Source organism: Bacteroidales bacterium (genome assembly GCA_021648725.1).
Lineage (GTDB): Bacteria > Bacteroidota > Bacteroidia > Bacteroidales > JAADGE01 > JAADGE01.
In genome coordinates, this window is the sequence record JAKISF010000012.1 from 48,233 (window position 1) to 73,538 (window position 25,306).

General features: G+C 35.1%; 11 protein-coding genes. All 11 read left to right on the forward strand.

All coding sequences use genetic code 11. The features are described from left to right. Positions 1-51: 51 nt before the first annotated feature. A complete protein-coding gene (locus L3J35_06455; GenBank protein ID MCF6365830.1) occupies positions 52-1,863 on the forward strand; it encodes a 3-isopropylmalate dehydratase large subunit in 1,812 nt (603 codons plus the stop codon). A gap of 272 nt (positions 1,864-2,135) precedes the next feature. After that, positions 2,136-2,747 carry an OmpH family outer membrane protein gene (locus L3J35_06460; protein ID MCF6365831.1) on the forward strand — a complete coding sequence of 204 codons (612 nt, stop codon included), beginning with the start codon at positions 2,136-2,138 and terminating at the stop codon, positions 2,745-2,747. 77 nt (positions 2,748-2,824) lie between these two features. Beyond that, positions 2,825-4,084 carry a glycosyltransferase gene (locus tag L3J35_06465; GenBank protein MCF6365832.1) on the forward strand — a complete coding sequence of 420 codons (1,260 nt, stop codon included), beginning with the start codon at positions 2,825-2,827 and terminating at the stop codon, positions 4,082-4,084. Then, complete coding sequence (locus tag L3J35_06470) at positions 4,071-4,955, forward strand: TraB/GumN family protein (protein ID MCF6365833.1); 885 nt, start codon at positions 4,071-4,073, stop codon at positions 4,953-4,955. The genes L3J35_06465 and L3J35_06470 overlap by 14 nt, the downstream gene beginning before the upstream one ends. Before the next feature lie 13 nt (positions 4,956-4,968). After that, positions 4,969-5,604, forward strand: coding sequence for a Crp/Fnr family transcriptional regulator (locus L3J35_06475; protein MCF6365834.1), 636 nt, complete (start codon positions 4,969-4,971; stop codon positions 5,602-5,604). A 330-nt stretch (positions 5,605-5,934) separates the two neighbouring features. After that, positions 5,935-6,549, forward strand: coding sequence for an AhpC/TSA family protein (locus L3J35_06480; GenBank protein MCF6365835.1), 615 nt, complete (start codon positions 5,935-5,937; stop codon positions 6,547-6,549). Between the two features lie 4 nt (positions 6,550-6,553). After that, complete coding sequence (locus tag L3J35_06485) at positions 6,554-8,029, forward strand: pyridoxal-dependent decarboxylase (GenBank protein ID MCF6365836.1); 1,476 nt, start codon at positions 6,554-6,556, stop codon at positions 8,027-8,029. After that, positions 7,980-8,750, forward strand: coding sequence for a hypothetical protein (locus tag L3J35_06490; protein ID MCF6365837.1), 771 nt, complete (start codon positions 7,980-7,982; stop codon positions 8,748-8,750). Before L3J35_06485 ends, L3J35_06490 begins: the two co-directional genes overlap by 50 nt. Further along, the gene (locus L3J35_06495; protein ID MCF6365838.1) at positions 8,747-9,028 is read left to right on the forward strand and encodes a hypothetical protein; all 282 of its coding nucleotides are present in this window, start codon (positions 8,747-8,749) and stop codon (positions 9,026-9,028) included. The genes L3J35_06490 and L3J35_06495 overlap by 4 nt, the downstream gene beginning before the upstream one ends. 167 nt (positions 9,029-9,195) lie before the next feature. Further along, positions 9,196-15,888: an endonuclease gene (locus tag L3J35_06500; GenBank protein MCF6365839.1), complete on the forward strand. Its 6,693-nt coding sequence runs from the start codon at positions 9,196-9,198 to the stop codon at positions 15,886-15,888. 420 nt (positions 15,889-16,308) lie between these two features. Next, a complete protein-coding gene (locus L3J35_06505; GenBank protein ID MCF6365840.1) occupies positions 16,309-25,227 on the forward strand; it encodes a lamin tail domain-containing protein in 8,919 nt (2,972 codons plus the stop codon). Positions 25,228-25,306: the final 79 nt, after the last annotated feature.

Consider the following 25,306-nt stretch of genomic DNA (forward strand, 5'->3'; position numbering starts at 1 on the left):
TTTGTAAGCTAAATTAAAATTAAAAAAAACAATTCAAAAAAATATAGAACTATGGCAATGACAATAATCGAAAAAATCATCGCAAATCATTCAAAATATGATACCGTTAAACCCGGTGATATCGTTGATATTGAAATTGATGTAAGAGCTGCCAGAGATTTCGGCGGACCCAATGTAGTAAAGCATTTTCAAGAACATAATTTAACACTTGATGATGCAAGTAAAACATTCTTTACATTTGATACTAACCCTACGGGTTCAGACCAAAAATATGCCGTAAATCAGCATATTTGCAGAACTTTTGCCAGAAATACCGGTATTAAAGTTTTCGATATTAACAACGGTATCGGAACGCATGCTCTTATTGAAGAAGGCTTGGTTTATCCCGGTTCAACAATAGTAACAACCGATTCGCATGCCAATATTATGGGTGCGGTAGGTGCATTCGGACAAGGAATGGGCGATAAAGACATTGCCGTTGCATTTAATAAAGGCAGCGTTTGGTTTAAAGTTCCTCAATCAGTAAAAATTAATCTTGTCGGAAAACGTCCCGTAAATATTACCGCAAAAGATATAGTTCTGAATTTACTTGATAAATTCGGTGCAAATTCTTTACTGCAATATTCGGTTGAAATGTACGGCGAAGAAGCTGAAAAACTCACTCTTGACGAAAGAATTACCATAGCATCAATGGGAACAGAAATGGGAACAATTATTATTTTGTTTCCGCCGAGTAAAGAAATACTTGATTACAGTTCGGAACGTGCAGGCAAAAAGATAGAAGGAGTCTATGCTGATGAAGATGCTCATTATGAGGAAGTTCACGACATTGACATTTCAAAATTCGTTAATATGGTTTCACTTCCGGGTAAACCGCACGGAACCGTAAATATTATCGAAGCACATAAAACTAAAATTGATTCCGGCTTTATAGGGTCATGCACAAACGGTCGTATGGAAGATATGCGAGCAGTTGCCGAAGTTCTTAAAGGCAGAAAAGTTGCTCCGGGCGTTGTTCTTAAAATTGTTCCTTCAACCGATGCAATTTGGCAACAATGTTTAGATGAAGGTATAATTAAAATTTTTAAAGAAGCAGGTGCATTAGTTTCAAATGCCGGATGTGCCGGATGTGCCGCCGGACAAGTAGGTCAAAACGGACCGGGAGAAATTACTATCAGTACGGGAAACCGAAATTTTCCCGGCAAGCAAGGGAAAGGAGAGGTTTACTTATCATCCCCCGAAACAGTTGCAGCTTCGGCAATAGCCGGATATATTACAACAATTAATGCAATACCCGATGAACCTGCAATTTTTACACCGCAAGAAATTGATGCAAAGATTGAAAATGCAAAAAAAGAACAATCACAATCAGATGATAAACAGACTGTTGTAGAAGGCAGAGTTTGGTACATACAAGAAGATGATATTGACACAGACATGATTTTTCATAACCGATACCTTGCAATTACCGATATTAATGAAATGGGACAATATGCTTTCGATAACTTAAAAGGTTATGAAGATTTTGCAAAACAAGCAAAACCGGGAGATATTGTTGTTGTTAATAAAAATTTCGGTGCGGGGAGTTCACGTCAACAAGCTGTTGATTGCTTTAAAGCATTGGGCGTACAAGCAATTGTTGCCGAAAGTTACGGAGCAATTTACGAACGAAATGCAATCAATGCAGCATTCCCTATTGTAATATATAAAACTTTGGAAGGATTAGATTTGGAACATTTCGATACGGTCAAAATTAACTTTGAAACCGGAGAAATGACAAATATTTCAAAAAATAAAAGCATACAAGCAGAACCTTTTTCAGATGTTCAGTTAGAGATTTATCAGAATGGAGGATTATTTTAAACAGGAACACGGATTGTACGGAATTAAATGGTATGAGTTTCAATTATTAAATTATTTGAAAGCAACAGAAATAGAAGTCGGATTACTGCTCGGTTTTTGAAAAGAAGCAAAATTTAAACGGAAAATCTTTACAAATGACAGAAAATCAGGACATTTAAAATCCGTGTAAATCAGGTTTCTGCGTATTCAAAAAAACAGAAAATAAATTATTTAATTAAACATCAAATATTATCTTTGCACATCAAGAAAAAACTATAATTAAAAATTAAGAAATGAAGAAATATTTTTTAGGATTAGGAGTAACAGCATTAATGTTCGGAAGTTTATTGTTTACAAATTGTGATAAAGGAGAAAGTAACAATAACCAACCTGCAAATGATAATTTGTTTAAAATAGCTTATGTAATGACAGATACCTTGTCGGAAGCATACGAATATTTTAACGACTTACAATCATCTCTTCTTATTGAAAGACAAGAAAAAGAAGCAGAATTAAGCAACAGATACCAAGTATTGCAAAATAAGTTCTTGAAAATTCAAAGAGATGTTCAAAATCGTATGATGACCCCGACAACCGGACAAAAGAAGCAAGAGCAATTAGCTTTACAGCAACAAAAATTGCAACAAGACCAACAAATGTATGAAATGGAGATAATGGAAAAAAGCCAAAAAATGACTTTGCAAATACTTGACAGTATTCAAAACTATCTTTCAATCTACAATAAAGAACATAATTATAACATGATTATTACAAGTGATACTTTGGGGTCTCAAATTTTATATGCCGATAAAGAATTTGACATTACAAAAGATGTAATTGACGGTTTAAATAAAAGATACAGAGCATCACTGGGTAAAAGTGAAGTTGAAGAAGGAACGGAATAAAACTAATTATAAGTAATGAAAAAATCCGGCTTTATGTCGGATTTTTTTGTGTATATTACGAACCAAAAACCAATATTTTGGCATTTGCAAACACATATTTTAAAAGGTTTCAGGCAAAAGATGCTGTAATTAACGAACTTCCGCAAAAAGATTTGTTTTTATCAATTGTAATTCCTGTTTTTGATGAGCCGAATTTATGCAGGTCTTTGCAATCTTTAAAAGATTGTTTAATGCCTGAAAAAAGCATTGAAGTTATTGTTGTAATAAATTCTTCCGAAAATAGCCCTAAGCATATAATTGACTTAAACAGAAAGATATACAAAAAAGCAAAAGTATTTGCGGAACAAAACAGCAATCAAAAAATTAAATTTCATATTCTTAATTTTGAGAAACTTCCTAAAAAGTTTGCAGGTGTCGGATTAGCACGAAAAATAGGAATGGATGAGGCTTTGCACAGATTTAATAAATTGGAAAAATCGGATGGGTTAATTGCCGGTTTTGATGCAGATGCTTTAGTTGAAGAAAATTATTTTACGGAAATTGAGAATTACTTCAAGCAAAACCCTAAAATAAATGCTGCATCAATAGATTTTCAACATCCCGTTTCAGGAAATGATTTTTCGGAAGATATTTACAGAAACATTATACAATATGAACTTCATTTACGATATTTTATTGAAGCTTTAAGATTTGCAAACTTCCCTTTTGCCTATCACACAATAGGTTCGAGCTTTGCAGTTAGAGCCGATGTTTATGCAAAGCAGGGCGGAATGAACAGACGCAAAGCAGGCGAGGACTTTTATTTTCTGCAAAAAATTATTCAACTCGGTAATTACGGCGAAATAAATACGACAAAAGTAATTCCCTCTCCCCGAATTTCTGACAGGGTACCTTTCGGAACAGGTGCGGCTGTTAAAAAAATGATTGAAAATAACGAAACAACTTATTTGACATATTCTTTTGAGCTTTTTGAAATGATTAAACAATTTTTTATTGAAAAGAATTCTTTTTATCTTAAATATTCATTAAAAAAAGTTCCTGAAACTATCTCAGAGTTTTTAAAAATTAATAAATTTGAAGAAGATTTGAAAAAAATCAAAAAAGAAAGTCCGAATATAAATACATTTCAAAAAAAGTTTTTTGAATGGTTTAATGCTTTCAGGGTAATTAAGTTTTTAAATTTCGCACATGAAAAATATTATAAAAAGCAATGCGTAAAAAATGAAAGTATTAAATTATTAAAAATATATCATCCTGAAATAAAAGTTGATAACAACAATACAAAATTATTAAATATTTACAGAAAAATCCAAATCCATAAAAATGAAGAGTTATAAAGTTTTAATCACAAGTTTATTCTTGCTTTTTTCAATATTTATTCAAGCACAGGAGAATTCAACAACAGAAAAATCATTACTTTGGGAAATTTCCGGGAACGGTCTTGAAACTCCGTCATATATATTCGGAACAATACATCTTATCCCTGTTGAAGATTATTTTTTTACGGATGTTATGAAAGAAAAACTCCTGAGCTGCAAAACATTAGCATTAGAGATAGATATTAATATGTCTTTGGCGGATAAAATTGATATGGCAAAAAAAATAATGTTACCCGACGGAAAACGATTATCCGATTTTCTTACCGAAGAACAATATCAAGAATATTCTGCATATATTTTAGATTCATTAAAAATCAAAGAATCAAAATTTAAACAAATGAATATGCTGAAACCGATTTTTGCATCTTCAATAATTTTAGTAGAACTTCTCGGAAAAACAAAAACTTATGAGGAAGAACTTAATAAACTTGCAAAAAAGAAAGAACTAAATGTAATAGGTTTGGAAACAGCAGATTATCAGTTATGTATATTGAACGGAATTAGTTTAGAAAAGCAAATTGAAATGATATTTAAAGACGGTCTAAGCGGAAATCCGACAGAAGAGTTTCAAGAAATATTAGATGTTTATAAAGAACAAGATTTAGAAAAAATGAATGAACTTTTTAAAGCTGATGAAAGTTTGGCAGAATTCGGAGATGATTTATTGGTAAACAGAAATAAAAATTGGATTCCTGTTATGGAAAAACAAATGAAAAAAAACAGTATCTTTGTTGCTGTCGGTGCTGCTCATTTGCCGGGAGAAACCGGAGTTTTGAACTTATTAAGAAATAAAGGCTACACAATTACTGCAACTGACATTAAAAAATAGTAAAAAAAACTCTATGATTGAAATAAACTTGAAATTACTAAAACAGAAATTTCCTCAATTTGAAAAAAAAATGCTAAAGGAAATGCTCTCTTCCGGAATTGTAAAAGAAATTCCCGAAGCAGTAGAAGTTATCAGGCACGGTCAATATTTAAAGATGCTGCCGGTTGTGCTGGACGGTGTTGTTAAAGTTTACAGCCAATATGAAGATAAAGAATTTTTGCTTTATTATATCAAATCGCAAGAGAGTTGTATAATGTCAATGTCTGCCGTTTTGCATAACAGTCCGAGCCGTATATTTGCCGTAACCGGTACCGATACTGTTTTAATGATGTTCCCGGTTGATAAGGTAAAGAAGTGGGTAAAAACCAGTCCGGCATTTAATTCATTGTTTTATAATTTGTATGATGACAGATATTCAGACCTTATTAACACCTTAAACCAAGTTTTGTTTGAGAAACTTGATAAAAGATTATATGAATATCTACAGGAAAAATCAAAAGTTTCCGGCTTAAAAAAGATTAATATTACGCATAAAGTAATTGCAACAGAACTCGGAACTGCAAGAGAAGTTGTAAGCAGGATATTAAAAAAACTAGAAAATAACAAACAAATTATTCAAGGCAAAGGAAATATTGAACTTTTATACTAATTTATTTCAGCACTTACCCTGAATTGTAAAACACTGATTTAGAGTGTTGAACCCATCTCTGTCTTTTTTGTATTTTAGGATTCTGCCACATTTTTATACTATCCCAAAAATATTTTTAATTATTTTTCGTTTTTGTGACATTAGTTACAGAACATTGTTATAAAACATATTATATTTGTAAGTAATTAATGACAAATAATAATTAGTAGATTTGTTCATACTTCGTTCATTGCTGTTGACTCCCGAGTTTTTTAGAGTTCCTTGGGAGTCCGGCAATGACATTAAATCCTTATTTCATATTCCCGTTTTCTAATTTAAAATCAATTTAAAATGCTAAACAGTATAATCAATAAATATTTAAAAAATATTTTGTATATTGTTGCGTTATTAATTTTTACAAATAATAAAGTAACATCACAAGAACAACTGAAAACTGGCTCAAAAGCCCCTGAAATAAAAGCAATTGATCATGATAACAACACTTTTGTTCTGAGAGAAAAGTTAAAAGAAGGACCTGTTGTTCTTTTATTTTACAGAGGAGAGTGGTGTAAATATTGTAATTTGTATATGCACGATCTTGCAGATTCATTGTCTTTTGTCACAGATATGGGAGCTAATGTTGTTGCAATTACACCTGAAAGTAATGAATACATTGACATAACTATTGAAAAATCAAAAGCAACATTCAGCATTATTTATGATGAAGAGCACAAAATAATGGATGATTATAAAGTTACATGGCATGTCAGTAAATTTGCTAATTTTTTCTATAAATTAAGCGGAAAAAATTTAAATAAAGCAAATAATAATTCTGACAGAGCATTGCCGGTGCCTGCAACATACATTATAGATAAAGACGGAACAATAAAAGGTGGTTATTTTAATGAAAATTACACAAAACGAATGCCTGTAAGTGAAATAATAAAAGTGTTGAAAACTATATAACAAAATGTCGGTAAATTATAAAGAAACATTAGAAAAATTATTTGATATTATTATTAATTATATAGATGATAACTTTAAAAAAAATAATAAAGCAATAATTGAATACAGAACCCCTTCCGAATTAAAAAAAGAACTTTCTTTTAAAATTAAGAAAGCCGGTATTTCAGATAAAGAACTTTTAGATGAAGTTAATAACTATCTGAAATACAGTGTCAAAACGGGCGACAAACAATTTTTTAATCAACTTTATTCAGGCTTTAATATTCCCGGTTTTATAGGAGAAATAATTACAGCATTAACAAACACTTCAATGTACACTTTTGAAGTTGCTCCTGTTGCTACATTAATCGAAAAAGAACTTATCAATAAGATGTGCAATATTGTAGGGTTTAAAAACGGCTCCGGAATTTTTGTTACCGGAGGAAGCAACGCAAACCTTATTGCAATGTTTTCTGCCAGAAATAAAATATTTCAAGATGGAAAGACAAAAGGAATGTATAATGCAAAAATATTAACTGCATTTGTTTCGGATCAAGCACATTATTCTTTCGGAACAGCAGCAAATCTTCTCGGAATAGGTTCAAACAATCTTATTAAAATTAAATCTGACGAAAACGGAAAAATGATTCCGCAAGAGTTGGAAAAAGAGATTATTAAATCATTACAAAAGGGAGATTTACCGTTTTTTATTGCAGCAACAGCCGGCACTACCATGCTCGGAGCATTTGATGATTTCGGAAAAATAAATGAAATTTCAAAAAAATATAATTGCCGGTTTCATATTGACGGTTCATTCGGAGGTTCAATTCTTTTAAGTAAAAGCAAAAAACACTTATTTAAAAATGCCCAATTTGCTGATTCATTTGCCTGGGATCAGCATAAATTAATGAACGTACCTTTAGCTTCGTCAGTAATTCTTTTTAACGAAAATAATGTTCTCAAAAATAATTTAACAAAGCTCAAAACTGACTATATTTTTCATGAAAACGAAGAAGATAATTGTGATTTAGGCGAAAGTTCAATTCAATGCGGCAGAAGAAACGACAGTTTAAAACTTTGGCTTGCTTGGAAATATTTCGGAGATTCTGGTTATGAAAAACGAATTAATAACTTATTCAAATCGGTTGAATATCTGAAAATAAAAATAATTGAGCATAAAAATTTTGAATTATATGCAGAAGTGCAAACATTAACCGTATGTTTCAGGTATAATCCCGGTAAAGAGTATGATTTAAATGCCCTTAACTTAAAAATCAGAGAAGATCTTCGTAAAAGCGGAAAGTCTATGGTAAATTACGGTTATATTAATAATCAATTGATTATAAGGTTTGTTGCTGCAAATGCCGATATTGAAAATAATGATATTGATACTTTCTTTAACAATTTCTTAGAAATTGCTCAAACAGTTACAAAAAACATAAACAATAAAAATGCAGACAGATTCAGTAATAATAATGGCATGGCCCCAAACTCCCGCTAAAGCTATCGGTATGTGGTATGATGCCGTTACTGAATTGTTCGGCTTCTTAAAAAACGGATATTACAAAGCAGGACATGCAGCAGCAGTTTTAGTTAATCATTCAACAAAAGAACTTCATTACTTCGATTTCGGACGTTACCATATGCCCAAAGAATATGGCAGAGCAAGAAATAAAGAAACAGACCCTTTACTTAAAATTAAAACAGAACTTCTATTGTCTGATAAAAATGAAATTTTGAACATTGATAAAATTTTAACAGAATTAAATAATAATAATGCTTGTCACGGAGAAGGACCTTTATACGCTTCAATATTGGAAAATGTAGATTTTAATTCTGCTTTTAAGTATGCAAAATCAATTCAAAACAAAGACGCAGTCCCTTACGGACCGTATGAAAAAAAAGGTACAAACTGTTCTCGGTTTATTACGTCAATTGCAAAAAAATCAAACCCCGCAAGAAAAATTAGATTCAGATTATCAACTTCGTTATTGTTGACACCTCTTACAAAAGCAAATGTTTTTGCATCTTCCGATATTTATTATAAAGTTGTAAATAAAAATGTTGCAAAACACAAATTAACATATAAAGACCAGTTAAAAAATTTTATGCTTCCGTATATCATAAAAAGCATAGATGAAACAGAAAAACAGGATATTCAAAACATTCAACTTCCGGTAAATACTTCCAAAGCATTATATTGCTTAAACAGAAAAAAATGATTACTCCTCCGGATAATATACCTGCAAACAGCAAATTCCTTGAAGGAGTAGGAGAGAGTGCCTGGTTTAATATCAAAGCAACAAGCAAAAAAAATGAATTTATAATTAGTCGCTACACAACAGAAGGTACTTTAGAATGTTCAAACACCTTCATTATCCAAACTCCAGGGTTTGACATTTCAAAACAATATGAGTTTACTTATGTATCTCATTGTACAAAATGTACCTTGTTACAGAATAATAAACGGCATATCTTGTTAAAAATAAGGAAGATATAAAACAGCCTGCTTCTTTAAATCGGTAATAATCACATAATTAGTTTCTTATGAAAAGAAATTTAATGTTGATGCAACTTTTTTGCCGAAAAACATATCATATTATTAGTGATATTATAATTATTATTACTATTTTTACCTACTTTTTTCTTATTAAAATAATTGGATGTATGGGTAATTTAAACAAATTTTTACAACAGCTGTCATTAATTTTCTTATTATTAGGTGTATATAATATTGTATTTTCTCAAACAATAGTGTATCAAGATTTTGAAGGAGGTGCCGATAACTGGAATTATTCAGAATCTCCGGTTGCTTATAATGTGTCCGGAGATATTTGGGACATAGTATCATCATTAAACTCTGTTAATCCTTCAAGTAATAGTGCGATGTGGGGTATGCAAGATTTAGATAATGCAAGCGGTGGCGGAACTTTTGACCATACTCTTACATTTGCTTCTGTAGATGTAAGTACCGTAATAGGAGCACAAATTTCATTTGACTACTATACATTCGGATTTGAAATAGGTGACTATTTAAAATATGAAATTTTTGAAGACGGAGTAGGACAAGGGCAAATCCGGTTAGATCAAAATACCCAAGAATGGAGAACTATAACATATAATGTACCGGATGTTGTTAATAGTGTTTACATTGTACTGATCGGTTATATGGATACAGGTTCCGATTACGGAATGTTTGACAATGTTAAAATCAGTGGTACAACAAGCGGAAGTCCGTTAGTTGCTGTTTCGCAAACAACTTTTAATTTTGATAATGTTTATACAGGAACTTTTAATTCTGAGCCGGTGCAATATACTGTAAGAGGTGCAAATTTAAGTGCTGATATTGTAATCACAGCTCCTGCCGGATATGAAGTATCTACATTTTGCACTTCCGGTTATGCAAATTCTCTTACATTGACACAATCCGGAGGAACAGTTGCGGAAACAACAATTTATACAAGGTTTAATCCAAACAGTTACGGTATTTTTACGGGTAACTTTACACATACTTCTACCGGGGCAACAACTAAAAACATTGTAGTTGACGAAACAAATGTTGCATCAAATTTACCCGGAACATACTATAGCACAGCCACGGGAACCGGAGCAACATTAAAAACTCAACTTCATAATATTATTAACGGGCATACGGTTATAACCTACGGTGATTTATGGACTAACTTTTACACAACAGATGATAAACCAAACAGTCACAAAGTTTGGGATATGTATTCAGATCAAGCTTGCGGGACACCTGCTTATGAATACCAATTCGGTATAGATCAAACCCGAACAACTGTTACAGTTGTTGAAGGAGATACTTATGAAAGAGAACATACATTTCCTAAAAGTTGGTGGGGTTACACAGACGGCGTAGGAGATACAATGTACACTGATATTTTTGCAATAATCCCTGCAGATGCGTATTGTAACAGAGAACGTGTGAATTACCCTTACGGTAAAGTTACAGCACCATCAATTACTTTTACAAACGGGGCAATGGTCGGTCCGAATACTTACGGTACTTATACCGGAACTGTTTATGAACCTGTTGATGAATATAAAGGTGATTTAGCACGAAATATGTTTTATATGGCAACACGTTATGACGATATTATAGCCGGATGGGAACTTAACAGCCCGCGAGGTGATGCCGCTCTTAACGGAACACAATGGCCGTCTTTTGAACAATGGTTTATAGATATGTTGCTCAGTTGGCACATTCAAGATCCTGTTTCTCAAAAAGAAAAAAACAGAAATGACGATATCTATCTTGTACAAGGCAACCGAAATCCTTATATTGATAATCCGAACTTTGCAAATTTAGTCTGGGGAACACCGGGAACTTCCACAATTACTGCCGGCACAGCTGCTCCGGCTACAATATCTTCTTTAACCGATACACAAATTGAAGCTGTTTTAAATTTTGAGTTTGTATTTAACGATGACGGATTAACCCCGTCTGCCGATACAGAACCCACAATGTTTTCGCAACTCGAAATTGTGCAGGGTATCGGTAATGCCGTAGAATTAGCAGATTGGACACAAGCCATAGCAGGGGCGGAACTTTCTGACGGTACAACAATCGTTGCGGCAACAATATCATCAACAAAATTAACCTTTTCTCCTTTGGCATTTTCAAGTGCAGGTGATTTTGGTTATATAGCAGATAACGGAAGCAAAACATACACACTTAAAATTTGGCTTAATTCCGCACTTGGCGGAACTCTTCCTGCTACCATCGACGGAAAAGATTTTGTATTTGATATTTTAGCTTCAGGATTTACTTTTGAAGGAACAAGCAGCACTCTAGCCGACGGTGAATCTGAAACTTCGGGAGACGGTCTTAATGTCGTTGAGGTTATTGCTACTGCTCTTAATATAATTCAGCAACCTTCCGATGCCAATGTTAATATTGCAATGGTGCCCGATGTCACTATTGAAGCAATTGATGCAAACGGAAACAGAGATTTAGACCATGCTGATAATATTACTGTGGTTTCCACGGGAATTACTACTGTTTCTCCTATTATAGGATTGCTCTCAAACGGCTTAGCAACATTCTCAAATATAGTACATAGTCAAGCAGGAGTAGGTTTGATATTAACTGCTTCATCGGGAACATTACCGGATATTAATTCCGGAACATTTATTATTTCTGCTCCTAAAAGTGCAGATTCTGATGTTATACCGGTTGCAGCCAGTGAATCTGCTACGGTACCGTCTAATGAAAACACCCCCGGACCCTTAACTTCCGTGCAGGGAATACAAGTTTGGCAATTTACGATTAGAGACGGAGGAGGCTTGGCTGATGCTGATGAATTCGCAACAATTGTAAATCAGATTGTTATAACGCAAAATGCAGGTAATTCTATGAACGATTGGGATGATGCAATTTTAGCATGTGATTTGTTCGACGGAACAACACATATCGCTTCTGCTGTTATAGGAAATACAACACTTACATTTTCCGGTGCTCCGTTGGTTACGGTGCCTGATAACGGAAATCTTACGCTTACATTAAGACTTTCTCTTCAGTTGAACCCTAATAACTTAGGTAATAACTTGGACGGAGATGATTTTGTGTTTAATATATTAAGCACAAATATAACTGCCGATGCTTCAGGTTCAGGATTTAGCTCATTTACGGGGACTCAATCAACAAACAGTATGAACGTTTTTGAGATTGTAACTACCAAGTTATTGTTTGTTCAGCAACCTACAAGTGTAGGTGTCGGTATTGCAATGACACCGGATGTAACTGTCGAAGCAACAGACGCAAACGGAAACAGAGACTTAGATTTTAATGCAAATATTACATTGACTTCAACAGGAACTATGACAGGAGACCCTATTACTGTTACAGCAGTTTCCGGGTTAGCAACATTTTCAGGTATAATACATACAGCAATAGGTACAAATTATACAATGACGGCATCAACTGTAAGTCTTACTGATGCAACAAGTACAAATTTTGATATACTCGATATAACGGTTTTAGAACCCGGAGATTTAATGGTATTAGCTGTAAATACAGACAATCAAATTATTTCAGGAGAAGAATTTACATTCATTTGTTTTAAAGATTTAAAAGAAGGAACTGCCATTGATTTTACCGATAACGGTTGGGAAAGAGATTTTCCGGGTAAGTGGGGAGGCACAGAAGGAGTAATCAGACTTTCAAGAGCAGGAGGTGCCGGTATCTTACCTGCAGGAACCAGTGTAACTGTTGTGATGAATGATGCTGCCGGTTATAATGAAACCGACTTTGATATATTTGTCGGAGGAGTAGATGAATTGCTTGGAACTCCTAAGTGGACAATTTCTGAATTAAATCCGACAGACGGCTCAGGTTATAATATGAATGCATCTGATGATTTATGGATTATGCAAAACGGAGATTGGATAGAAAATGATACAAGCACAGATCCTACAAATCAAGATGATGATTATACCGGTAATGTTCTTTACGGTTGGACTGCAACAGGTTGGCCGGGAGGTGATGCTGCAAGTTCCACTTCATTTTCAAACCTATACCCATTCTCAGATTGCTTTAATACAGATGTAAGTGCCGGTTTATTAGATGAAACCGGAAATAATGCAACAGCAACTGAAAGAAGCAAAGTAAGATATACCGGAGATACAACAGCAACTTCAAAATACGGCTGGATTGCTCGTGTAAATGATGTTGCAAACTGGACAGGTTTTGACACTGATTCTAAATATGATACATATTCTGACGGGACTCACCCTAATTATGAATACAGGCAAACAGGAATTACAATAACAATTAATCCCGGCGGTTTTGTTTCCGGGGTTTGGACAGGTGCCGGCGGTGTTGAATGGTTTGATTGTGCAAATTGGCAAAACTTAACCGTTCCTGATGCAACAACAGATGTTTTATTCGGAACAGCTGCCGTAAGCAATGCGATTATTGACGCTTCAACGCCAAAAGCAATAGAATATGGCGGAATTGCAGAATGCAACGATTTAACAATATCTAACCAAAGTTTAACACTTGAAGCTAGTGTGGATAATAAAATAGAAGTTAACGGAAATTTATTAATTGACGGCACAGGTGTGTTGGATATGGATGACGGCACCGTGGCTGATGACGGACAAATGTATCTGTCAGGAAACTGGACAAATCAAGGAAATTTAAGTTCATTCTTGCAAGGGCATAGCACAATACATTTATTAGGTACCGGTTTACAAACAATTTCTACCGACGGAACATTTGAAGAAAGTTTCTATAATTTATTGGTAAACAATACTTCAACAACAGGAATTCAGCAAAATTCTGATGTTACTGTTGAAGGAGAACTAACCCACATTTTGGGCGAACATGATTTAAACGGAAACAATATTACATTACAAGGGAATTATACAAATACTTCAGGCTTATTTATAGGTGATATAGCTTCAGATTTTACGATTATCGGTGCAGGTACTTTAGGAGATATTTATTTTGAAACAGATTTCAATCTGAATAATTTTACTATGAACCGTGCGGCAACAAATGCAAATCTTATGACGAACCTATCCGTAAATTCAGATATGACAATTTCGGCAGGTTCTGTTACATTAAATTCCCCGAACCAATACGATGTTTTCGGATTGTTAAATAACTCAGTAGGAACAACAGGGCTTATTATTAAGTCAGATATTAACGGAACAGCTTCTTTAATTCATAATACTGCTGTTGTAAATGCAACTGTTGAACGTTATTTATCCGGTTACAATTGGCATTATGTTTTTTCTCCGCTTTCAGCTGTTCCTTTAACGCAAGTAAATCAAATTGACGGAACAGGAAACATAAATCCGAACTTTTATTTTTATGACGAAACACAAGCTGATTATTGGGATGCAACAACTATATACGGAACAAGCGGGTGGACAACTGCTGTTGATTTTGCCGTTGATAAAGGTTATATTCTTTATCATACAGCTAATCTGACATATAATTATACGGGCGGAAGTTTATTTGCAGGGCAAAAAGATTTTACTCTTTCATATAATGACAGCGGAACAGGAAATATTAATACAAACGGAGTAACAGCAGATTGGGACGACTTTGAAGGATGGAACTTGCTCGGAAATCCTTATCCTTCTGCAATAGATTGGGATAATGCCGGTATAGATAAAACATATATTGAAAATGTAATATATTATTATGATGATTCGGTAGATAAATACCTGTATTACGGAAGCGGAACAACTTTTTCGCAAGGTATTACAGTCGGAGGAGGTTCAAGTTTTATTCCTGCGGGGCAAGCTGTTTTTGTGAAATCTTTAAGCAACGGTAACACACAAAACTTAGCAATCCCGAATAATGCTCGAGCACATAGTTTACAGGCTTTCTGGAAAACACAAAATAAAAATAATAATTTGATAAGAATACAAATTGAGAATGAAGGTTATACCGATGAAACAGTTATTCGTACTTTAATTCCCGAGTCAAATGTTTCGGAAGGCTTTGATGCAGATTATGATGCACATAAATTATTTGCAATTAATAAAACAAATCCGCAATTATATACCGAAGATTTGCCGGGTTCTCATTCTTTTGCAATAAACAGTATTCCTGAAATTCACGAAAATAAAATTGTTCCTTTAAAAATGCACATAGGTAAAAACGGAATATATGCATTGCATACAACTGAATTTAATTTTGAAAATACTCACGTTTGGTTAGAAGATGTTGTTCTTAACACAAAAACTCGTATTTATGAGCATAAAGCCTATCATTTTTCTCAATCTGTTGAAAATTATGAAAATCGCTTCTTTTTGCATTTTGATATAAATAATAAACCTGTTGTTAATATTAAAATACCTGATCAAGAAACTGAGGTTCATGAAGACTATATATATAATTTGCCCGAAAATGTTTTTATTGACAACGATTTTGAAGATGTTTTAACAATAACAGCAAGCCTGTCGTCAGGCGAAGAATTGCCTGTTTGGTTAGAATTTAATTCCGAACTAATGAATTTTTCGGGAATACCCGACGAAGTTCAGACTTTAGAAATTAAACTTACGGCAAAAGATATATTCGGGGCGGAAGTTTCTGATATTTTTTCTTTAAATGTAAAAAGCCTTGTTTCGGTTTCCGTTTTAAATGAGCAATCTGTTTTTGTATATCCTAACCCTACTAATGATGTTATTAATATTTTTATTAAGAACAATAATTTAAAAGGTAATATTAAAATATCAAATGTTAACGGTCAAGAACTGTTTAATAAAACAATCAATTCAAACAATTCTAAAATTGATTTAAGTAAATATCCGTCGGGTGTTTATTTTATTGAAATAAAAACAAATAATAAAACTGTAATAAAGAAAATTGTTAAAAAATAACAGTAAGATAATAGCTGACAAAAGTTGATTTTTTGCTTTTTATTTAAAAAAACTATATATTTGAAACCTAAAAACAGTATTTCCCGTATATAGGAAATAAAGTTTAATAAAACATAATTCATTATGATACAATTCTTTTGCAAAGTTAAATATATTTCTTTTCAATGTGAATGGTGGGGAGAAATTTTATAATTTAATAGCCTCCTTTCATCTCCGTTTTTATTTCGAATAATACCTTTTTGAATATAAAACAATACATATTTAATAATTCTGACAATAAATTCAGAAGAAAATATAAAAAAAATATTTACAGAAATTGCAACCTTTTCTGTTTATTCTTAATCTATATAAATATAAAGTATTATGTAGTAATTGAATATTACTGAAATAACTAATACAAAATACATAAATAAGTAAAACATGAAGAAGATTTTTATTTTTTCGTTGTTGTTTTTATTAACAACTGTAGGATTTACCCAAAAAATATTATTTGATAATACAAAAAGCGAACAAGCAGGTAATGCCGACTGGATTCCGGATGCAGACGCTCCGATTCCGTTTCCTGCACAATCCGGGATTACAGGAAATTCGTTCCCGACTCCAACCGGTGATGTTGATACATACTGGTCAGGTGCCCTGTCAATGTGGGGAATAGAAATGGCTAAACGAGGTTATACTATTGAAACTTTACCGAGTTCCGGAAGTATTACTTACGGTGATGCCGGGAATACACAAGATTTATCAAACTATGATATTTTTGTAGCCTGTGAACCTAATAATCCTTTTACGGCAGCGGAAAAAACAGCTATACTTACTTTTGTTCAAAACGGAGGAGGTCTCTTTATGATTGCTGACCATAATATTGCCGACAGAGACGGGGATGGATGGTCAGCTGATGAGGTTTGGAACGATTTAATGGCAGGAGACCCTTTCGGCATGCAATTCAATACAGCTTCAGATATAACGGAAACAATAAGTACCAACATTGCAAATTTACCGGGCGATCCGTTATTACACGGTGTAGCCGGTGATGTTGACGGAGTAGAGTTTCACGGAGGAGCTACTTTAGACATAAATACGACAAACAATCCTTCTGTAATAGCGGTCGCTTATGAAACAGGGGCTGCAAATCCCGGTACTGCCGGTGTCATGTGTGCTTATGCTACATACGGAAGCGGAAGAGTTGTAGGTTTGGGAGACAGTTCTGCGGCAGAAGATGATACACCTAACGGCGGAACGACATATCCCGGATGGATACAACCCATAGGCTCTACTTACGGAGCTATATTTGATATGGACAACGGCCGTTTAATTACGAATGCTACAATTTGGCTTCTCGGAACAGCAGGACCTGCACTTTCAGCAACACCTTCATCAATAACCGGATTAGATTATGTTACAGGAGCAGGACCCTCTGCCGAACAAACATTTGATGTTTCGGGAAGTTTATTAGACGGTTCGCAAGTTACAGTTACGGCACCGACTAATTTTGAAGTGTCATTAACATCAGGAGGACCTTTCAGTGCAAGTGTAACCATTCCTTATACAGCACCGACTTTAAGTGCTACAACAGTTTATGTACGTCTTATTTCAGGGCTTGCCGTAAACTCATACAGCGGTAATGTATCCCTTGTCGATAACGGAACCGCATCAACAATTAATGTTGCTGTCAGCGGAAATGTGACATCCGGGGCTGCGGGGTGTGCTTCTGATTTGATAATATCACAAGTTAACGAGAACGGTGCTGATAAATATGTTGAAATAGCAAATTTTACAGGAAGTTCTGTAAGTTTAATCGATTATGATTTAGTAGTTTATGCTAACGGGGCAACAGCACCGACTTCTACTATTGACTTAACTGATGCCGCATCAATAGCAGATGGCGATGTCTGGGTTCTGGCTAATGCCAATGTATCAATTACAGCAGACCAAGTATCAGGAAGTTTTGCTCCAAACGGAGATGATGTTATTGCTTTAAGAAAAACTTCAACAAATATTGATGTTTTTGGGACTATAGGAAATAGCACTGCTTGGTATGCAGATCAGCAGTACATTCGGAATTCAAATATTACAGCTCCGACAACAACTTATGCATCCGGTGATTGGATTATTACAGCATATGGAGGTGGCGACCCGGGTACTTTAGGTGCACATACTATGGATTGCGGAGCAATCCCGACATTATCTGTTACACCATCTACATTAACAGGTTATTCTTATATTTTTGGTTCCGGTCCCTCAGCTTCACAAAACTTCAGTTTGTCCGGAACTGACTTAGACGGCACGCAAGTTACCGTAACAGCTCCTACAAATTATGAAGTATCAACTGATAACATAACATTCACACCGAGTGTAGTTATTGCTTATACAGCTCCGACATTAGGTGCTACAACAATTTACGTTCGCCTTAAAGCCGGCTTGGCAGTAGGTTTATACAACGGCGAGCTTGTAACATGTTCAGATGACGGAACAGCTTCGAATGTTACGGTCTCAAATGACGGCGAGGTTTTACAACCGACTTTATCCGTTACTCCTGCAACTTTAACAGGATATTCATATATTGTAGGTTCCGGTCCCTCAGCTTCACAAAACTTCAGTTTGTCCGGAGCAAACTTAGACGGAACTCAAGTTACAGTTACGGCACCCACAAATTATGAAGTATCAACTGATAACACAACATTCACACCGAGTGTAGTTGTTTCTTATACAGCACCTACATTAAATGCTACCACAATTTATGTCAGACTTAAAGCCGGCTTGGCAGTAGGTTTATACAATGGCGAACTTGTAACATGTTCTGATAACGGAACAGCTTCGAATGTTACCGTTTCAAATGACGGTGAAGTAACTGCCCTTCCTGCCGTAACATTAGCTGATAACGGAACACAAGTTGCCGCAGCAAATGTTTCTCAAAATACTGCAAAACATAATTTGCACACATTTAAACTGACAGTTGCGAATAATACGACCACACTTTCACAGGTAGATTTTACTTCTGCAGGAACTTATATTGCAACTGATATTACTAAATTTCAACTTTGGTATCATACTGTTAATGATTTAGCAGCCGCAACTCAAATAGGAGCAGATATTTTATTAACTCTCGGAGTCGGCACACATTCATTTACCGGATTGTCGCAAGCTTTAGCTGTAGGAGATGCTTTTTTCTGGATTACTACTGATATTGATGTAGCCGCAACAGTCGGAAATACAATAAATGTAAATGCAGTTGCAACGACTGACTTAACATTTACAAGCGGAACAAAATCAGGTTCAACAACAGCCGGCGGAGCACAAACAATAATTGCTTTTGTCGGCCCTTGCGGAACGGAAACCTTTGCTAATTTAACAGCAGGCTCATCTTCTTATTTAAGCAGATCTTGGACCGGAGATGATGGAAGCACATGGTCAGCAACCGACTCTCGAACAGATCAAACAATCGGCAGCGGAACAGCTATTACTTTACGTACCGGATATGTAACTTCAGGAACAATTGCCGGAGGAGTCGGAGATATTACAATTACAACTGATTTACCTTTTTCTGATCCTGACGGGAATCTTGATGTGCTGGTAAACGGTTCCTTAGTGGGAACAGTACCTTACACTACAACCCCTACAACTACAACAATATCGGGTGTTAATGTGACGGGAAATGTAATAATCAGAATGGAAAGTGCAAATTCTGCTCGAATAACAATTGATAATGTTACGTGGACATGTGGCGGAGCAGGCAATGATGCCGACTCTTATGTTGACGGTAAAATTTTAGCATCACAACCGAATCCCGGAACAATTGCTTCTACCATTGATACAGACCCCGAGGCAATTAATGTTTTTGAATTTGATATTTTTGATGCAGGAACAGCAGACGGTCTGCCAACAGATGTTACTCAAATTACGATTGTACCCGGTACAAACAATACAGCTGATTGGTCGGTAGTATTGCAAAATGCTAAAATATCGCTTGACGGCGGAACTTCTTTTGTTACTACCGGAGCTCCTGTTATTACGGCAGGCTCAATTGTAATACCTATTACCGCAGGTAACTTAATTGTTGCCGACGGCGGTTCTGCAACTGTATCTTTATTTACATATTTGAATACAACAGGTATAACTGATAATCAGATTCTTGAATTTATGGTTGACGGAACGGCACACGGTTTCACTGCCGATGCAGGAGGATCAACTTTTGCTTCGACTTTTACTGTCGGTACAAGTTCTCCGGTTTCTAACCAAATAACGATTACTGTAACGGCAACCGGATTAAGTTTTACACAACAACCTACAAATACGGTTGTAAATGTTGCAATGTCACCTAATCCTACGGTATCAGCTGTTGATATCAACGGAAATGTTGATGTTGATTACAATACGGCAATTTCTGTAACTTCAACCGGCTCACTTACAGGTTCTCCTGTTGCAGGAACATGGGCAAGCGGTGTCGCTACATTTTCAAGTTTAGTTCATACAGTAATTCAAACAGGAAGGACTTTAACAGCATCTTCGGGTGCGTTCAGTACTCTCAGTAATTTGTTTGATATTACGGCAGTTCCTTTAAATTGTGCTTCTGACTTGATAATTTCTGAGTATGTTGAAGGAACGGATAATTATATTGAAATATTTAACGATACCGGAGCTGATGTTGATTTATCAGATTACAGACTAAGAAGATATCCGAACGGAGCAACAACCCCGCTTGAAGATGTTGCACTTTCCGGAATATTATTAGCAGGAGATGTTATAGTATATGGTAATTCCGGAGCAACAACTTATGGAGGAACATTTACCGTAAACGCAGCCTGTATTTTTAACGGGGATGATGCCATGGCTTTATATAAAGTTTCTCTTGCAGCAAATATTGATGTTGTCGGGATTATCGGAAGTACTACAGAACCGGGTGCCAGTGTAACGTTAGTGAGAAAAGCTGCTGTTTTTTCAGGAACAACGACTTATGATGTTACAGAATGGGATTCATATGCTGTTGATGATGTTTCTTTTCTCGGTTCTCACACAATGGTTTGTACTTGCGAGGAGCCTACGGTTCATGCTTCGGCATTAACATTTTCAACAATAACAGCAACTTCAATGACCTTAAATTGGACTTCAGGTAACGGTATATCCAGAATTGTTGTTGCAAAAGAAGCATTGAATGTTGATTGGGTTCCGACAGATCTTAATACATATACGGCAAATTCATCATTCGGTTCGGGAACTCAATTAGGTGTCGGTAATTATGTTGTTTATAACGGAAGCGGAAGTTCATTTACAGTTACAAACTTAACTCCGGGAACAACTTATTATTTTGAAATTTTTGAATACGGTTGTCAACCGGGAAATGAAGATTATTTAACTTCAGGTACTCCGGAAGCAGGCCTTGAAACAACACTTCCTAATGATGTTACAAATTTCCAAGTCGATTGTACAACATTAACAACAGCTAATCTTTCTTGGACATTACCTACAGGAAACTATGACGGTATTATAATAGCCGTACTTCCTGCTGCAACTCCTGACAATCCTACTTGTGACGGTATTACATTAACTTCGCCGAATACGGATTTTTCTCTTGCAAGTGTTTATTGCGGTAATGCAAGCGGTGCGGTTTATGTGTATAATAATGTAGGAACAAGTGTAAGTATAACCGGATTAACGGCGGGAACATCATACCATTTTAAAGCGTTTACATACAAAAACTCATCTTGGTCAGCCGGAAGTGAAATTATACAAACAGCAGAAGTCAGTAATGTTGCTGATTTAACTTCCACTTGCGGAAACGGTGAAAGTTTAATTGCATGGACAAATCCTTCAGCAGCTTGTATTGATGAAGTTATTATTACAGTAAATACTGTTTCAGTAACAGGTGTTCCGGCAGGGACATATACTGCAAACTCATTAGATTATACAGATGTTTTAAATCCGACTCTTTCTGACGGAAGTGTTGTTGTTTACAACGGATCGGTTTCGCCTCAGATTGTTACGGGTTTAACTAACGGAATAACGTATTTCTTTAAAGTTTTTGTCAGAAGCGGAACAGATTGGTCTTCCGGTGTTGAAGTCAGTTGTACGGCAACAACGGCAACTTTCTTTGATTACGGAGATTTAGCAATTGTCGGAATCAATACACATTATATAGATTATGACGGTACATTGTCTGATGATGAGATACAATTTGTGTGTTTTAAAGATATTACCACGGAAACAGCAATAGATTTTACGGATAACGGGTATGAAAGATTATATGCAGGAAAATGGGCAGATTCGGAAGGAACTATACGTTTAACACGAACAGGTCCTGATGTTCCTGCAGGTACTGTTATTACTGTAAGAGGAAGGAATGCAGCGGCTAACTGGAGTGTATTTATAGGAAGCGGAACACCTTTCGGCACATTAACAAATGATGATGCCAATTGGACAATAACAGACGGAGGTGCGGGGAATAATGTGTTTGACTTGAATGTAAATGATCAAATTTGGATGATGCAAGGCGGATCCTGGATTAATCCGACAGGAGCTCATAATGCCGATTATACCGGAAAAGTTTTATACGGCTGGACAGCAATAGGATGGGAGCCTGCTCCGGGTTATGATGATACAAAAGGATCAACAATATTCCCCAGTAGTGCTTGTTCTGTTACAAACCTGGTAGGTGTGCTGAATGAGGATAAAGTAAGATACGACAGTTTAACAACGGCAACAACACAAAGAGATTGGATAAGTCGTTTTAATGATGAACAGAAATGGACAGGATATTTAGACAGTACAAGTTATCAAAACGGAGGAACTTTACCTGATGTTATTACTATTACGGGAACCGGTACAAGTACGATTGCCAAATGGACAGGGGAAACAAGTACAGATTGGGATGATTGTACAAATTGGCTTAATTTAAAAGTTCCTTCTGCAGGTACTAATGTAGAGTTTGTATCGGATGATTGCTTCAATGATATTGTAATTCTTCCGGGACAAACTGTAGCTTGTAATGATTTGAATATAAGCGGAACAGCTTTAACTCACTCAATAAGACTTGAAGGAGATGCAACAGCAATTCTTGAAGTTCACGGAGATGTTATCATAGGCGGTCCTGCCGGAGTTCTTGATTGTGATGACGGAACAACAGCTGCTGACGGAATATTGAAAGTTTACGGAGATTGGTTTGAGAATACTTCAGGCGGCTTCCTTCCCGGTAATTCAACTGTTGAATTTAACGGTGCTGTTGCTCAGTCAATTAATACTGTAGATGTACAAGCAGATTTTTATAATTTAACAATTAATAATTCTTCGGCAGGCGGAGTTAGTTTGTCGGATGCGGGAATTTCAACCGGAACTTTAAGCTTAACTGCAGGAATACTTGACTTAAATGCGTTAAATTTTATTGTTTCAGGTCCGTTTACCGGAACAAACGGTGTTTTTAGAGGCAATTCATTATCTGATTTAATAGTAAACGGAACAGGAACAATTACTTATGATTTTAGTTTTGCTGTACCGCAAGAGTTGAATTTATTTAATATGAACAGAACAGGTGAAACAGCGGCATTAGCTACTAATTTGACAATGGTTGACCTGCAAATTGATGCCGGAGCAGTTCAAATGAATGCCGGAAAATATTTCACGGTTACCGGAATTTTAACTAACACACCCGGAACACCGGGATTAGTATTAAAATCTGATGCAACCGGCACAGCTTCATTAATACAAAATAATGAGAATATTCAAGCAACATGTGAAAGATATGTTCCTGCTTCTGTATGGTCTTATGTTTTTAGTCCTTTAAGCCTTGTTCCCACAAGTTTATTTAACACCGGAAATCCGAACTTCTATTATTACAATGAAGCACCGGCAGATTACTGGGATGCTGTAACAATATACGGAACAACAGGATGGACACCGGAGGGTACAGCAAATTTAAGTATAAATAAAGGTTATATCAGTTACGACAATACGTTTAATATTTATAATATGACGGGCGGAACTTTGTATTATGATGCAATTAATAATAATAAAGTGTTTACATTATCCTGTACAGATAACGGTACAGGTTCGGTAGGTTTAAACGGAGTTACGGCTGCCTGGGAAGATTTTGAAGGCTGGAATTTAATAGGTAATCCTTATACTGCTGCTGTTGATTGGAATCAGTTTGCATTAGCTAACACCGAAAATGTTGTTTATTACTATGACGGTGCTGCAGCCAATTATAAATATTTCGGAGGCGGAACTTTGTACAATCAAGGTATTACCGTAAACGGAGGCTCACAATTTATTCCTGCTAATCAGGCATTTGTGGTTAAAGCAATTGTAAATAACGGAACAGTAATAATACCTGATGCTGCACGTACACATAATGCACAAGCCTTTTGGAAAAAAACAAAAGAAACGGCATCTGATATATTGCGTTTAGAAGTAGTAAAGGACGGTTTTAAAGATGAAACAGTAATAAGATATGTAAATGATGCAACCGATGAACATGATGCATTGTTTGATGCCTATAAGTTATTTTCATTAGATAAGTCAAAACCTATGATATATAGCCGAAATGAAAGTAACAGTCACTATTATGCGTTAAATACTCTTTCTAAAATAACGTCGCATAAAGTTGTTCCGTTAGGACTTTATATCGGAGAATCAGATGAATATACGTTTAATTTTACGGAGAATACATTTGTAAATATGCATATATGGTTAGAAGACAGGCTTTTATCAACAAATACTAATTTGTTAAATAAATCTAAGTATATTTTCTCGCAAGCTGCGGAAACAAATCATGACAGATTTTATGTACATTTCGGATTGAATACAAAGCCGATTGTAAATATTGAAGTTCCTGATCAAGAAACTGTAGTAAATGAATATTATACATTTGAGTTGCCCGAAAACACGTTTATTGATAATGATTTTGAAGATGTACTGACAATAACGGTAAGTTTAGCATCAGGAGAAGAACTTCCTGCTTGGTTGACTTATGATCAAGATTTGAAGCAATTCACAGGAATCCCTGAAAATATTCAATCTTTGGATATAAGACTTACTGCAACCGATATTTTCGGAGCCGAAGTTTCAGATATATTTAACTTGAATGTAAAAAGTACAAGTTCTGTTTCTGATATTTTTGAAAATCAAATATTGATTTATCCGAATCCTTCGAACGGTAAGTTTACCGTGCAACAAAACTCTAATTCAGAGTTCGATATAAAAGTAAAAGATGAAACTGGCAGAACAATTTTTGTTTCTGACAATAATATCGGAACGACAGAATTAGATTTAAGTTCATTTGCAAAAGGAATTTATTTTGTTGAAATTAAATCAAATAAAAATATTGTAAACAAAAAACTGATATTAGAATAGTTAATTTCAAGTTATAACAGAAGAAGCCTCAAGTTTAAGGGGCTTTTTCTATTGCAAATTTTCCGAAAGTTACATAACA